11 protein-coding genes and 1 pseudogene are annotated in these 12,856 nt (G+C 74.0%); 7 read left to right on the top strand and 5 right to left on the bottom strand.

The annotated features are described in order from the left end of the window. The first annotated feature begins 104 nt into the window (after positions 1 to 104). Complete coding sequence (locus ACZ6AA_RS22560; protein ID WP_471459607.1) at positions 105 to 1,367, top strand: glycoside hydrolase family 10-like protein; 1,263 nt, start codon at positions 105 to 107, stop codon at positions 1,365 to 1,367. A 75-nt stretch (positions 1,368 to 1,442) separates the two neighbouring features. On the opposite strand, the gene ACZ6AA_RS22555 is transcribed toward ACZ6AA_RS22560, so the two are convergent. Then, positions 1,443 to 1,640 (bottom strand): DUF1918 domain-containing protein, encoded by a 198-nt coding sequence (locus ACZ6AA_RS22555; RefSeq protein ID WP_468453102.1) that lies wholly within the window; start codon positions 1,638 to 1,640, stop codon positions 1,443 to 1,445. A 78-nt stretch (positions 1,641 to 1,718) separates the two neighbouring features. Next, positions 1,719 to 2,810, bottom strand: coding sequence for a DMT family transporter (locus ACZ6AA_RS22550; protein ID WP_468453103.1), 1,092 nt, complete (start codon positions 2,808 to 2,810; stop codon positions 1,719 to 1,721). Here ACZ6AA_RS22550 and ACZ6AA_RS22545 point away from each other — a divergent pair. The 3 genes and pseudogenes from ACZ6AA_RS22545 to ACZ6AA_RS22535 form a co-directional block, all read left to right on the top strand. Continuing rightward, complete coding sequence (locus tag ACZ6AA_RS22545) at positions 2,809 to 4,248, top strand: aminotransferase-like domain-containing protein (RefSeq protein WP_471459606.1); 1,440 nt, start codon at positions 2,809 to 2,811, stop codon at positions 4,246 to 4,248. The two genes, ACZ6AA_RS22550 and ACZ6AA_RS22545, sit on opposite strands and share 2 nt — an antisense overlap. 125 nt (positions 4,249 to 4,373) lie before the next feature. Further along, entirely contained in the window at positions 4,374 to 4,835 is a 462-nt protein-coding gene (locus ACZ6AA_RS22540; RefSeq protein ID WP_468453107.1) for a GNAT family N-acetyltransferase, read from the top strand. Continuing rightward, a pseudogene (locus tag ACZ6AA_RS22535) lies at positions 4,795 to 5,181 on the top strand (histidine phosphatase family protein); the annotation flags it as partial. The gene ACZ6AA_RS22540 and the pseudogene ACZ6AA_RS22535, both read left to right, overlap by 41 nt. Before the next feature lie 7 nt (positions 5,182 to 5,188). Here the strand turns inward: ACZ6AA_RS22535 and ACZ6AA_RS22530 are convergent. Both ACZ6AA_RS22530 and ACZ6AA_RS22525 read right to left on the bottom strand, forming a co-directional pair. Then, a complete protein-coding gene (locus ACZ6AA_RS22530) occupies positions 5,189 to 5,671 on the bottom strand; it encodes a DUF6314 family protein (protein ID WP_468453495.1) in 483 nt (160 codons plus the stop codon). 124 nt (positions 5,672 to 5,795) lie between these two features. After that, positions 5,796 to 6,785, bottom strand: coding sequence for an aldo/keto reductase (locus ACZ6AA_RS22525; protein WP_471459605.1), 990 nt, complete (start codon positions 6,783 to 6,785; stop codon positions 5,796 to 5,798). A gap of 271 nt (positions 6,786 to 7,056) precedes the next feature. Between ACZ6AA_RS22525 and ACZ6AA_RS22520 the strand changes: the two genes are divergently transcribed. Next, positions 7,057 to 8,727 carry an alpha/beta fold hydrolase gene (locus ACZ6AA_RS22520; RefSeq protein ID WP_468453111.1) on the top strand — a complete coding sequence of 557 codons (1,671 nt, stop codon included), beginning with the start codon at positions 7,057 to 7,059 and terminating at the stop codon, positions 8,725 to 8,727. Between the two features lie 9 nt (positions 8,728 to 8,736). On the opposite strand, the gene ACZ6AA_RS22515 is transcribed toward ACZ6AA_RS22520, so the two are convergent. Next, entirely contained in the window at positions 8,737 to 9,705 is a 969-nt protein-coding gene (locus ACZ6AA_RS22515; protein ID WP_468480688.1) for an SDR family NAD(P)-dependent oxidoreductase, read from the bottom strand. A 185-nt stretch (positions 9,706 to 9,890) separates the two neighbouring features. On the opposite strand from ACZ6AA_RS22515, the gene ACZ6AA_RS22510 reads away from it, so the two are divergent. Then, entirely contained in the window at positions 9,891 to 10,334 is a 444-nt protein-coding gene (locus tag ACZ6AA_RS22510; RefSeq protein ID WP_468453115.1) for a MerR family transcriptional regulator, read from the top strand. A 122-nt stretch (positions 10,335 to 10,456) separates the two neighbouring features. Continuing rightward, the gene (locus ACZ6AA_RS22505) at positions 10,457 to 12,676 is read left to right on the top strand and encodes an NADP-dependent isocitrate dehydrogenase (RefSeq protein ID WP_468453117.1); all 2,220 of its coding nucleotides are present in this window, start codon (positions 10,457 to 10,459) and stop codon (positions 12,674 to 12,676) included. The last annotated feature ends 180 nt before the right edge of the window (positions 12,677 to 12,856 follow it).

Raw genomic sequence — 12,856 nt, 5'->3', positions numbered from 1 at the left:
TGAACGTTACTCCGCAACCTGCGGTGGGATTCGGGCCGGGTCGGGCATGCTGTCCCCGAACGACCAGCGATCGTCGGTGGAATCCGGACTCGAGGGGCGGCTTCATGAGGCATTTGTCACGTCAGGGTGCGCGTGCGGGATCACGTCGGGTGTCGCGCCGGGCGTTCGCGGCGGCGGCGGCCTCGCTGGCCGCGGGGCTCGCGATGGCGGGGGACGCGGCGGCGCTGCCGTCGGCCGGGCGCCGGGGGCGTGAGATGCGCGGCATGTGGGTGGCGACGGTCGTGAACATCGACTGGCCGTCCAAGCCGGGCCTGTCCGCCAAGGACCAGCGCGCCGAACTGATCGCCTATCTCGACGAGGCGGTCCGCAGACGGCTGAACGCGGTGGTCCTCCAGGTGCGTCCGACGGCCGACGCGTTCTGGCCCTCGCGGTACGAGCCGTGGTCGGAGTGGCTCACCGGCACCCAGGGCAAGGACCCGGGCTGGGACCCGCTGGGCACCGCCGTGCGCGAGGCCCACCGCAGGGGCCTTGAGCTGCATGCCTGGTTCAACCCGTTCCGGATCGCCATGCACACCGACCCCGGCCGCCTCATCCCCTCCCATCCCGCCCGCCTGCACCCCGAGTGGGTCGTGCCCTACGGCGGGAAGCTCTACTACAACCCGGGCCTGCCCGAGGTGCGCCGCTTCATGCAGGACGCGATGCTCGACGCCGTCCGCCGCTACCGCCTGGACGCGGTGCACTGGGACGACTACTTCTACCCCTATCCCGTCGCGGGCCAGACCTTCGACGACGACGAGGCGTTCGCGCGGTACGGCGGCGACTTCCCCGACCGGGCCTCGTGGCGGCGCGACAACATCGACCGGCTGGTGCGGGAGATGGGCCGCCGGGTGCACCGGACCCGCCCCGGCACCCAGTTCGGGATCAGCCCCTTCGGGGTGTGGCGCAACATCGCGACCGACCCGACGGGCTCGGACACGCGCGCGGGCGTGCAGACCTACGACGACCTGTACGCGGACACGCGCGGCTGGGTGCGGAAGGGCTGGATCGACTACATCTGCCCGCAGCTGTACTGGCACATCGGGCTTGCCGCCGCCGACTACGCCAAGCTCGTGCCCTGGTGGGACGAGGTGGCGCGGGGCACCGGAGTGCGCCTGTACGTGGGGGAGGCCCTGTACAAGGCGGGGGATCCGGCGCAGCCCGCCCCGTGGCAGGACCCGGCCGAGCTGTCCCGGCACCTCACGTACGCGAAGGGCTTCCCGCGGGTGCGCGGGCATGTCTTCTACTCGGCGAAGCATGTCGTCGCCGACCGGATCGGCGCGATGCAGCGCGTCGTCGACGACCACTACACGTACCGCGCCGACGGCTGAGCGGCACGGGGCCCGTGCCCGGGTCCGTCCGGGCCGGGGTGGTGGACCCGGGCCTGGTCGGCCCGGGTCCGGGGCTCACTCGTCGCCCGCGGCGAAGGGGCGCACGACGGTGTCGGGGCCCGGTGACATGAGGGCCTCGTGCCCGTCCTCGAACCGCACGCGGTAGGGCGGGGTGCCGTTCTCGCCGAGGATCTCGATGACCTCCGCCGTCCGGTCCTGCTGTCCGACGATCCTGCCGTGGATCAGCAGCCGGTCGCCCACGGATGCATGCATGGGGAGTGCCCTCCTCGTCCGGATCAAGTGGTGGCGGTGCGTGGCCGTCAGTGTACGACCGGTGGTGGCCGACTGGCCCTACCCGCGTGCCCGTTGGGTGACGGCGATGCAGACGAGGACCGCCACCGCGGTGAGCGGCGCCGCGGGCGTCAGGTGCTCGCCGAGCAGGAACAGCGACCAGACGAGGGTGAGCAGCGGCTGGGCCAGCTGCAGTTGGCTGGCCTTCGGGATGCCGATGACGGCCATGCCCCGGTACCAGACGAGCAGGCCGAGGAACTGGGAGCCGATCGCGAGGTAGAGCAGGCCCGCCGTGCTGTGCCAGGTGAGCTGGAACGGCTCGTGGCGCAGCGCGATCACCGCCCAGACGACGTTCAGCGGCAGGCACAGGACGAGCGCCCAGCCGATGACCTGCCAGCCCGGCATGTGGCGGGCGAGGCGGCCGCCCTCGGTGTACCCGGCGGCGCACACCAGGAGCGCGCCGAACAGGTACAGGTCGGCGGTCGACAGGGCGCCGCCGCTCTGCTGCACCGTGAACGCGGCCACCGCCACCGCCCCGGCGATCGCCGCCGCCCAGAACGTGCGGGACGGCCGGGTCCCGGTGCGCAGCGCGGAGAGCGCGGCGGTGGTGAGCGGGAGCAGTCCGACCACGACCGCCGCGTGCGCGGTGCTCGACGTCTGCAGCGCCAGGGACGTCAGGAGCGGAAAGCCGACCACGACGCCGCCGCCGACGACCGCGAGTCCGGCCCAGTGGGCCCGGGCCGGCAGCGGCACCCGGAGCGCGAGGAGGCAGCCGCCCGCGACGACGGCGCTGAGCGCGCAGCGCAGCGCCACCAGACTCCAGGGCCCGATGCCTTCCAGTCCCCAGGCGGTGGCGGGGAACGTGAGGGAGAAGGCGATGACGCCGAGGGCGGCCTGAAGGGTGCCGGCGCGGCGGCGGTCGGGGGTGGGGGCTGCCGCGGGGGTGGTGGGGGAGGTCGGCGCGATGGCGGGTGTGGCGGGTGTGGCGGGTCCAGGGGGGCCGGGGGCGCCAGGGGCCTTCGCGGCGCCGACCGCCTTCGTGCTCCCGGTCGGCGTGCGGGGTGCGGTCGCTGCGTCGGGCCCGGCGCCGAGGGTGCCCCGCGTTTCGACCGCTATCCGTCCCGGGGCAGTAGCGCTATCCTGTGCTCTCATGCATGAGCGTAGCAGTGTGGGTGAGTTGGCGCAGAAGCTGCGCGGGGAGCTGGACCGCTACTCTCCGGGTGAGAAGCTGCCGTCCAGTCGGGCGCTGGTCGAGCGGTTCCGGGTGAGTCCGGTGACCGTGTCGCGAGCCCTCGCGCAGCTCGCCGCGGAGGGGCTTGTCGTGACCCGGCCGGGCGCCGGGGCGTTCCGGGCGCGGCCGCCCCGCGCGAGCGAGGCCGTCGTCGGTGACACCTCCTGGCAGGAGGTGACGCTCAGCGCGGACGCCATGACGGACGTCGTACCGCGGTCCGTCGACGCCTCCGGCGTCCTCGCCACGCTCGCCGCGCCCCCGCCCGGCGTCGTCGAGTTCAACAGCGGCTATCTGCACCCGGCGCTCCAGCCGGAGCGGGCGATGGCCGCCGCGCTCGCCCGGGCGGGCCGCCGCCCCGGCGCCTGGGACCGGCCCCCGGTCGAGGGCCTGCCCGAGCTGCGCGAGTGGTTCGCGCGCGGCATCGGCGGCGCGATCACGGCCGCGGAGGTCCTGATCACCTCGGGCGGGCAGAGCGCCCTGACGACGACCCTGCGCGCGCTCGCCCCGCCCGGTGCCCCCGTCCTGCTCGAATCGCCCACCTACCCGGGCCTGCTGGCCATCGCGCGGGCCGCCGGACTGCGCCCGGTGCCGGTGCCCGTGGACACCGACGGCGTGCGCCCGGAACTGCTCGCCGCCGCGTTCCGGGCGACGGGGGCGCGGGTGTTCGTGTGCCAGCCGCTGTTCCAGAACCCCACCGGCGCCGTGCTGTCCGCCGAACGCCGCCCGGAGGTGCTGCGGATCGCCCGGGAGGCGGGCGCGTTCGTCGTCGAGGACGACTTCGTACGCCGTCTCGTGCACGAGGACGCGGGCCCGCTGCCCCGGCCCCTCGCGTCCGACGACCGGGACGGCGTGGTCGTGCACGTCTGCTCGCTCACCAAGGCGACGTCGCCGAGCTTCCGGGTGAGCGCGCTCGCCGCGCGCGGGCCCGTCCTCGAACGGCTGCGCGCCATCCAGGTCGTCGACCACTTCTTCGTACCGCGCCCCCTCCAGGAAGCCGCGCTCGAACTCGTCGGGTCGCCCGCCTGGCCGCGTCATCTGCGGACCGTGGCGGTCGAGTTGAAGAGCCGCAGGGACGCGATGACGGCGGCGCTGCGGCTGCGCCTGCCCGAACTCGCGCTGCCGCACATCCCGGTCGGCGGCTACCACCTGTGGCTGCGGCTGCCCGACGGCACCGACGAACTCGCCTTCGCGGCGGCGGGGCTGCGGGCCGGGGTCGCGGTCGCGCCCGGGCGGCCCTACTTCGCGGCGGAGCCGCCGGCCGCCCACATCCGGCTGAGCTTCGCGGCGCTCGCGGGCGTCGGGGAGATCACGGAGGGCGTCCGCAGGCTGCGGCAGGCGTGCGACGAGGTGCTGGTGTGACAGGGGGTGCGCGTCCGTAGCGCCACGGGCGGGACGCGAACGAGAGGGGGACGACGCGTGGGGGAGTGGCGAACGAGCGGGGAAAGACGCTCGACGCGAGCCGTCGTCCCTGCCAGTCTCACGTCATGACCAACGAGTACGTTGCCCCTGACAGCAGCGAGTACGCCCTCCCCGACGGGTACCGGCTCTCCACCGACCCGGCCCGCCTCGACCTCGTCCGCATCCACGAGTGGCTCTCCACGGACGCCTACTGGTCCCTCGGCAGGCCCCGCGCCAAGCAGGACGCCGCCATCGCCGGATCGCTCAACTTCGGCGTGTACGAGGAGGCCTCGGGCAGACAGGTCGCCTACGCGCGCGTGGTGACCGACCACGCGACGTTCGCCTACCTCTGCGACGTGTACGTGGACCGCGCGGTGCGCGGCAAGGGCATCGGCGTCGCGCTCGCCGCCGGGGTCCGCGACCACCTCGCCCCGTACGGGATGCGCAGGATCCTGCTCGCGACCGGGGACGCGCACGGCGTGTACGAGAAGGTGGGCTTCACGGCGATCGACAACCCGAGGCAGTGGATGGTGCTCGGCGAGCAGTGACGGCGCCCGCCCCCTCGACGGGACGGGGCGGCGCGAGGTGCGGCGCGCCGCGCCCGCGCTGCTCCCGCTGGGCGTCGCCGAGCTGCGCTACTGCTCGCCGACCCCGCGCAGCCGCGCCCCCGGCGACGCTCTGGGACTCGCGCCGCTCGCCCAACCCGCCCTGAGCGACTGCGACATGGGGCACCGACGGGGGTGCGCACCGGCCGAGGTGACCGCGGCCGGGCCGGGCGGGGTCGACGCCTGGTTGCGCGATCCGCGGTCGGCGCCGCACGGCGGTGAGTCGCTGCTCGCGTTCATCTCGCGGGTCGGCGGCCGGCTCGACACCCGGCCCGTCGGGACGGGGGCGGCCGGGGTCAGGGCAGCCGGGTGTAGTCCGTCGTCAGGAGCAGGTCCTTGGCGGGGCCCGCCACCCGCCACCGGGTGCGCCAGCGCGACGCGTCGAACACCTCGAACTCGCCCCGGTACAGGTCCGCCGCGCACGGGTGGTCGGTGGTGTGCCGACCGGAGCGCAGGTCCAGGTCGTGGAAGAAGCGGCCGTCGGCGAAGCGGACGACCGCGGTGCCCGCGTCGGTGCCCGGCAGGAAGCGGAGCGTGCGCTCGGCGGGGCGGGCGACGCCGTGCCAGGTGAAGGTGCCGGACTCGTGGTGGAGCAGGCCGGCGGCCGGTCCGGACCCGGGCTCCGCGTCCGCGAGCGGCGTGAACAGGGTGGTCCCCTCGAACCGCCCCTCCACCGACTCCACCGGCTCGCCCGCGCCGCCCACCGCGGCCACCGCGAAGTCCCGCACCGTCCGCTCGACCCGCCAGCCCCCGGCCAGATACGCCAGCGCGTCCGGCACCGCGTGCGCCGGAGCCGTCACGGTGTCGGCGCGCTCGGCGGACCGGGAGGCGGGGCCGGGAAAGGGGGGCATGCCCGCAGGTTACTCCGGTCCGCTCCGGTCTCCTTGTCGACTCTGCTCCGGTCTACTTGTCGACGACCGCCAGGCTGTTCTCGTCGTAGCGGGTCCCCGCGACGCGGTCCGCCGGGGCCGCCGCCTCGATCGCGGCCAGCTCGTCGGCGGAGAGTTCGAGGGTGGCGGCGGCCAGGTTCTCCTCCAGGTACTTCTGGCGGCGCGTGCCCGGGATCGGCACCACGTCGTCGCCGCAGTGCTGCACCCAGGCGAGCGCGAGCTGCCCGGCCGTGACGCCGCGCCGGGCCGCGAGGTCGTTGAGGGCGTCGACGATCGCGAGGTTGCGCTCCAGGTTGCCGTCCGCGAACCGCGGCTGGGTGCGCCGTATGTCGCCCTCCTCCAGGCTGTCGACCGAGGTGACCCGGCCGGTCAGGAAGCCCCGGCCGAGCGGTGAGAACGGCACGATGCCGATGCCCAGCTCCCGGCAGACCGGCACGATCTCGTCCCGGAGGCCCCGCGTCCACAGCGACCACTCGCTCTGCAGCGCCGCGATGGGGTGCACGGCGTGGGCGCGCCGGATCGTGCGCGCGCTCGCCTCCGACAGGCCGAGGTGGCGCACCTTCCCGGCGGCGACCAGCTCGGCCATCGCGCCGACGGTCTCCTCGATCGGCACGTCCGGGTCGACGCGGTGCACGTAGTAGAGGTCGATGTGGTCGACGCCGAGGCGGCGCAGCGAGGCGTCGCAGGCCTCGCGTACGTACGCGGCGTCGCCCCGGATCCGCATGGGCTCGCCGAGGCGGTTGGCGAAGCCGAACTTCGTGGCGAGGACGGCCTGTTCGCGCCGGTGGCCCGCCAGGGCGCGGCCGAGCAGCTCCTCGTTGTGCCCGTTGCCGTAGTAGTCGGAGGTGTCGAGCAGGGTGACGCCGAGGTCGAGCGCGCGGTGGACGGTGGCGGTCGACGTGGCGTCGTCCGAGGTGCCGTAGGCGTCGCTCATCCCCATGCAGCCGAGCCCCTGGGCGGAGACCGTGAGGGCGCCGAGCCTGCGGGTGGGCATGCCGGTCATGTCGTACCTCCTGGTGAAGCGGCGTTCTTGGGCGTGACCCTAGGAGTTGGAGTGCGCTTCAGCGCAACCGCATTTCCGCGGTGGCGGCGGGGCGTACGGGGGCTGTCCCCAGGGGCAGGGCTGCGGCTCGCCGGATGGTCGTCCGGGGCGCGGCTTCGTAGCGTCCTGAGCGGACCGCGAGCCGGACTGCGAGCCGGACCGCCGACCGGATCGCCAGCCGTACCGCCGACCGGACCGCGAGCACCGCCCGCACGCCGCCCCGAGGAGCACGATGCGCGCCACCACCACGACCACCGCCGGGCTCGCCGGGCTCGGCCTGGCCGCCGTCCTCACGGGCGTCCTGCCCGCGCAGGCTCTGGCGGAGCGGCCCCCGCCCCCGGCCCCCGCCGGTCGCGCCGCGTCGGCCGGACCGTCCGGACCGGCTGGGCCTTCCGGATCGTCCGGAGCGGCCGGACCGTCCGCGGCGGATCCCGCCGGGTCCGCCGCCCTCGCCGAGTACCGCGACCAACACCTGACGTGGAGCCGCTGTCCGGCCGCCCAGAAGGAGCTGAACGCTGCGGGCGCCCGCTGCGCCGACGTCACCGTCCCGCTCGACCACGCCGACCCGGGCGGCCGCACCCTCACCATCGCCGTGTCCCGGATCAAGGCGACCGCGCCCAGAGGCGAGCGCCGTGGCGTCCTTCTCTCCAACCCGGGCGGACCCGGCGGCACCGGACTCGCGTACACCCTCGCGCTGCGCCCCGTCCTCAAGGACGTCGCGGGCCGCTACGACCTGATCGGCTTCGACCCGCGCTTCCTCGGCGAGAGCTCCCCGATCACCTGCGACCCCGCCCGCAAGCCCGCACCGCCCGCGACGACGAGCCCGCGCGCGGACTTCGACGCGGCGGTGCGCGACGCCCGCGAGGACGCGCGCCGCTGCCATGCGCGCGGCGACAACGCCGCCCTGCTGCCGCACGCCTCGTCGCGGAACGTGGCCCGCGACATGGACGTGATCCGGGCGGCCCTCGGGCAGCGCACCCTCTCCTACTACGGCGTGTCCTACGGCGCCGACCTGGGCGCCACGTACGCGCAGCTGTTCCCGGGCCGCGTCGACCGCTTCGTCATCGACTCCGTCACCGACCCGGCCGCCACGCAGTACGAGCAGTTCCAGCGCTCGGGGGCACCCGCCGAGCGGGCCCTGGACGAGTGGGCCGCCTGGACGGCGCGGCGCCACGCGACGTACCGGCTCGGCCGCAGTGCCGACCGCGTGCGCGCACACGTCGAAGAAGTGCTCGACCACGCCGAGCGGCGGCCGCTGCCCGTGGCCGGGCAGCGCCTGACCGCGCCGCTGCTGCGGATGATCCTCAAGCAGCCGCTGACACAGGCGGAGAACGACGCGACAGTGGCCTCGCTGGTACGCGACCTCGTCGCCGCCGACCGCGGCGAACTGACCGAACCGGGACCCGAACTCGCCGCGATGCTGAAGATGCTGAACTCGCCCGAAGCCGCGGACAGCATGCTCGGCGGCATGTTCTTCATGTGCGGCGACGGCGGCTGGCCCGCCGGTGGCTGGCCCATGGCCACGGAGACGTACTGGCGCAACAGCGTGCGCAGCCGTGCGACCGAGCCCGTCTTCGGTCCGTTCGTGAACGGGATCACGGCACCGTGCCCGTTCTTCGCCGAGCCGCCGCGCGAGCCCGCCGTGACCGTCGACAACGACGTGCCCGTCCTGATGCTCCAGGCGAGGCGCGACCACACGCGCTTCGCGGACGCGCTCGCCATGCACCGCGCGCTGCGCGGCTCCCGCCTGGTGGCCACCGACATCCGCGGTCACGGCGTGTACGCCCGCGAGGTCGACGGTCTGACTCCCGTGCCGTGTGCCGAGCGCGCCGTCAACGACTACCTCGGGGGCGGCGATCTGCCGGGCCGCGACCGGGAATGCCCGGCGCCACGCCTCGGCTGATCCCGCGGGTCACGCGAAGGCGTCGAGCCCGGTGAGTCCGGCGGACAGCTCCCACAGCCCGGCCGCCGCGGCCGGGTCGACCGCCCAGGGCTTGACGCCGCCGATCAGCATGTCGTCGGTCGTGGCGGGCCCCGCGATGTCGCAGTCCTGGCAGTAGGCGCCGCCGTGGCCCTCCAGGAGCGGGGACGTCGCCGCCCACACGGCCGTCGCCGCGCCCTGCGCCGGGGACTTGAAGCCGTCGGCGGGCCTGCCGTCGTGGTCCATCCAGCCCTGCGCGATCTGCTCCGCGCGCGGGACGTGGCGCTGGAGCGGGGTGAGGATGCTGCCCGGGTGCACGGCGAAGGCGCGCGGGCCCCGGTCGCCGGCGAGGGTGTCCAGGTGCCGGGCGAACAGGGCGTTCGCCGTCTTGGACTGGGCGTAGGCGAGCCACGGGTCGTAGGGGGAGCGGCGGAAGTGCGGGTCGTCCCAGCGGATGTCCGACAGGAAGTGGCCCGAGGACGCCACCGACACGACGCGGGCGCGGCCGGGCGTCAGGGCCGGGGCGAGGTGGTTGACCAGGGCGAAGTGGCCGAGGTGGTTCACCGCGAAGTGGGCCTCCCAGCCGGGGCCGACCCGGGTCTCGGGGCAGGCCATGATGCCCGCTCCCGCGATGAGCAGGTCGACGGGGCGGCCGCTCGCGAGGACGCCGTCGGCGAAGGCGCGGACGCTGTCGAGGTCCGCGAGGTCGAGCGCGGCGACCTCCGTGCCGGGGGTGGCGCCCAAGGCGGCCGCCGCCGTCTCCGGCCTGCGCGCCGGGACGATCACGTGGGCTCCGGCGCGGGCCAGGGCGCGGGTGGCTTCGAGGCCGAGCCCGGAGTAGCCGCCGGTGACCACGGCGGTCCTGCCGGTCAGGTCCATGCCCTTCAGTACGTCGTCGGCGGTGCTGCGGGCGTCGTGGCCGGAGCCGAGGGGGCGCTGGGCGGTGGTGCTGTTCGTCATGCGCAGGACGCTAGAACCTAGACTGCGATCTAGATCAAGCTCGGCGCGTGGACGGGACCGGGCTCGGCGCACGGACCGATCGGGCTCGGTGCCCGGACTGGATCAGGCTCGGTGCCCGGACTGGATCAGGCTCGGCGCCGGAGTTCCGAGGTGAGGTCCGCAGCGGCCTGGAAGGGGACGGGCGCGTGGGGAACGCAGACGAGGGCAGGCCCGACGGTCCGCCCGACGGACTGTCCATCGGCGAGGTCGCCGCCGCCACCGGCCTCAGCGTGCACGCCCTCCGCTTCTTCGAGCGCGAGGAGCTGTTCCTGCGGCCCGTTCCCCGGACCGGCGGCGGGCGGCGCGTGTACGCGCCCGCCGACGTGGAGTGGCTCGCCCTGTGCAACCGGCTGCGGGAGTCAGGCATGCCGATCGCCGAGTTGAAGCGGTTTGCCGGACTTGTCCGTTCGGGCCCGGGGAACGAGGCCGAGCGGCTCGCCCTGCTCCAGGAGCACGAGCGGGCCGTCCGCGCGCGGATCACCGAGCTGAACGCGAGCCTGGAGATCATCCACGGCAAGGTCGTCGCGTACGAGAAGCATGTGCGCGAGGGCACGGCGGCGGGGGTGTGGGCGCCCACGGCGTCCCGGTGACCGGACGCCGCCGCGCGGCTCCGCGCCGTGTCCGGAACTGGGGCGAGGGCCCTGTCAGCGCCCCGGCCCGCACGAGATATCTTGATGTCGAGCAATGTTGCAGACGTGGAGCGGAGCACCCGGTGACTGACTCGACCATCATCTACACACACACTGACGAGGCCCCCGCCCTCGCGACGCATTCCTTCCTGCCGGTGATCCAGGCGTACGCCTCGACCGCCGGTGTGAGCGTCGAGACCCGTGACATCTCCCTGGCGGGCCGGATCATCGCGAGCTTCCCGGAGCACCTGGAGGCGGGCCAGCGCATCGACGACGCGCTCGCCGAGCTGGGTGAGCTGGCCAAGACGCCGCAGGCGAACATCATCAAGCTGCCGAACATCTCGGCGTCCATCCCGCAGCTCAAGGCCGCCGTCGCCGAGCTGCAGGAGCAGGGCTACGCGCTGCCGGACTACCCGGACGACCCGAAGACCGACGAGGAGCGCGACATCCGCGCCCGCTACGACAAGGTCAAGGGCTCCGCCGTCAACCCGGTCCTGCGCGAGGGCAACTCCGACCGCCGCGCCCCCGCGTCGGTCAAGAACTACGCCAAGGCGCACCCGCACCGCATGGGCGCCTGGACGGCCGACTCCAAGACGAACGTCGCCACCATGGGCGAGCACGACTTCCGCTCCACGGAGAAGTCCGCCGTCATCGGCGCCGCGGGCTCCCTGCGCATCGAACTGGCCGCCGCGGACGGCGCCACCACCGTCCTGCGCGAGTCGGTGCCGGTCCTCGCGGACGAGGTCGTGGACGCCTCCGTCCTGCACGTCGCCGAGCTGCGCACGTTCCTGACCGCGCAGATCGCCCGCGCCAAGGCCGAGGGCGTGCTGTTCTCCGTGCACCTCAAGGCCACGATGATGAAGGTCTCGGACCCGATCATCTTCGGTCACGTGGTGCGCGCCTTCTTCCCGAAGACCTTCGAGAAGTACGGCGAGATCCTCGCGGGCGCCGGCCTCACCCCGAACGACGGCCTGGGCGGCATCTACAAGGGCCTGGAGGCGCTGCCGAACGGCGCCGAGATCAAGGCCTCCTTCGACGCCGAGCTGGCCGAGGGCCCGGAGCTGGCCATGGTCGACTCCGACCGCGGCATCACCAACCTGCACGTACCGAGCGATGTCATCGTCGACGCCTCCATGCCGGCGATGATCCGCACCTCCGGCCACATGTGGGGCCCGGACGGCGCCGAGCACGACACCCTCGCGGTGCTGCCCGACAGCTCCTACGCGGGCATCTACCAGGTCGTCATCGAGGACTGCCGCGCCCACGGCGCCTACGACCCGGCCACCATGGGCTCGGTGCCCAACGTCGGCCTGATGGCGCAGAAGGCCGAGGAGTACGGCAGCCACGACAAGACCTTCGAGATCGCCGCCGCGGGCACCGTCCGCGTCGTCGACGAGGCCGGGAACGTCGTCCTGGAGCAGGCCGTCGCCGAGGGCGACATCTTCCGGATGTGCCAGACCAAGGACGCCCCGATCAAGGACTGGGTCAAGCTCGCCGTCTCGCGCGCCCGCGCCACCGGCGACCCGGCCGTCTTCTGGCTGGACGAGGGCCGCGCCCACGACGCGCAGCTCATCGAGAAGGTCAAGCGGTACCTCCCGGAGCACGACACCGAGGGCCTGGACATCAAGATCCTGGCGCCGGTCGAGGCGATCGCGTTCTCCCTGGAGCGCATCCGCCGCGGCGAGAACACGATCTCCGTCACCGGCAACGTCCTGCGTGACTACCTGACCGACCTGTTCCCGATCCTGGAGCTCGGCACCAGCGCCAAGATGCTCTCGGTGGTCCCGCTGATGAACGGCGGCGGCCTGTTCGAGACCGGCGCCGGCGGCTCCGCGCCCAAGCACGTGCAGCAGCTCGTCAAGGAGGACTACCTGCGCTGGGACAGCCTCGGCGAGTTCCTCGCGCTCGCGGTGTCCTTCGAGCACCTCGCGCAGACCACGGGCAACGCGCGCGCCCAGATCCTCGCGGACACCCTGGACCGCGCGACGGCGACCTTCCTGGAGGAGAACAAGTCGCCGAGCCGCAAGCTGGGTGGCATCGACAACCGCGGCAGCCACTTCTACCTGTCCCTGTACTGGGCGCAGGAGCTGGCCAAGCAGACCGACGACGCCCAGCTCGCCGAGGCGTTCGGCCCGCTCGCCAAGACGCTGGCCGAGCAGGAGCAGACGATCGTCGACGAGCTGATCGCCGCCCAGGGCAAGCCCGCCGACATCGGCGGCTACTACCAGCCCGACCCGGCCAAGGCCTCGGCGGTCATGCGCCCGTCGGCCACCTTCAACCAGGCGATCGCCTCGCTCGCCTGACGCGCCCGGCGCCCTGGGCGCCCGACGCACCGCGTGATCACCGCCCCGGTCGGCAGCCGCCGACCGGGGCGGTCGTGCGCGTACCCGGGGGGCGGTCGCCGTTCCTTCAGGCATCTGAACTGTCAGCCGTTCCTGCCGGTCCGCGCCACCCCGGTGCCATGATGGGCGGGCGCCGATCAC

It is taken from the genome of Streptomyces sp. NPDC040610, from assembly GCF_055594065.1.
This window is presented reverse-complemented; position numbering and strand designations above follow the sequence as displayed.

What these genes read in the sequence shown, in the direction of transcription:
- ACZ6AA_RS22520 (WP_468453111.1), top strand. Translation starts at nt 7,057, where the DNA reads ATGCGCGCCACCACCACGACCACCGCCGGGCTCGCCGGGCTCGGCCTG.
- ACZ6AA_RS22555 (WP_468453102.1), bottom strand. Translation starts at nt 1,640, where the DNA reads ATGCATGCATCCGTGGGCGACCGGCTGCTGATCCACGGCAGGATCGTC.
- ACZ6AA_RS22525 (WP_471459605.1), bottom strand. Translation starts at nt 6,785, where the DNA reads ATGACCGGCATGCCCACCCGCAGGCTCGGCGCCCTCACGGTCTCCGCC.
- ACZ6AA_RS22540 (WP_468453107.1), top strand. Translation starts at nt 4,374, where the DNA reads ATGACCAACGAGTACGTTGCCCCTGACAGCAGCGAGTACGCCCTCCCC.
- ACZ6AA_RS22515 (WP_468480688.1), bottom strand. Translation starts at nt 9,705, where the DNA reads ATGACGAACAGCACCACCGCCCAGCGCCCCCTCGGCTCCGGCCACGAC.
- ACZ6AA_RS22550 (WP_468453103.1), bottom strand. Translation starts at nt 2,810, where the DNA reads ATGAGAGCACAGGATAGCGCTACTGCCCCGGGACGGATAGCGGTCGAA.
- ACZ6AA_RS22545 (WP_471459606.1), top strand. Translation starts at nt 2,809, where the DNA reads ATGCATGAGCGTAGCAGTGTGGGTGAGTTGGCGCAGAAGCTGCGCGGG.
- ACZ6AA_RS22560 (WP_471459607.1), top strand. Translation starts at nt 105, where the DNA reads ATGAGGCATTTGTCACGTCAGGGTGCGCGTGCGGGATCACGTCGGGTG.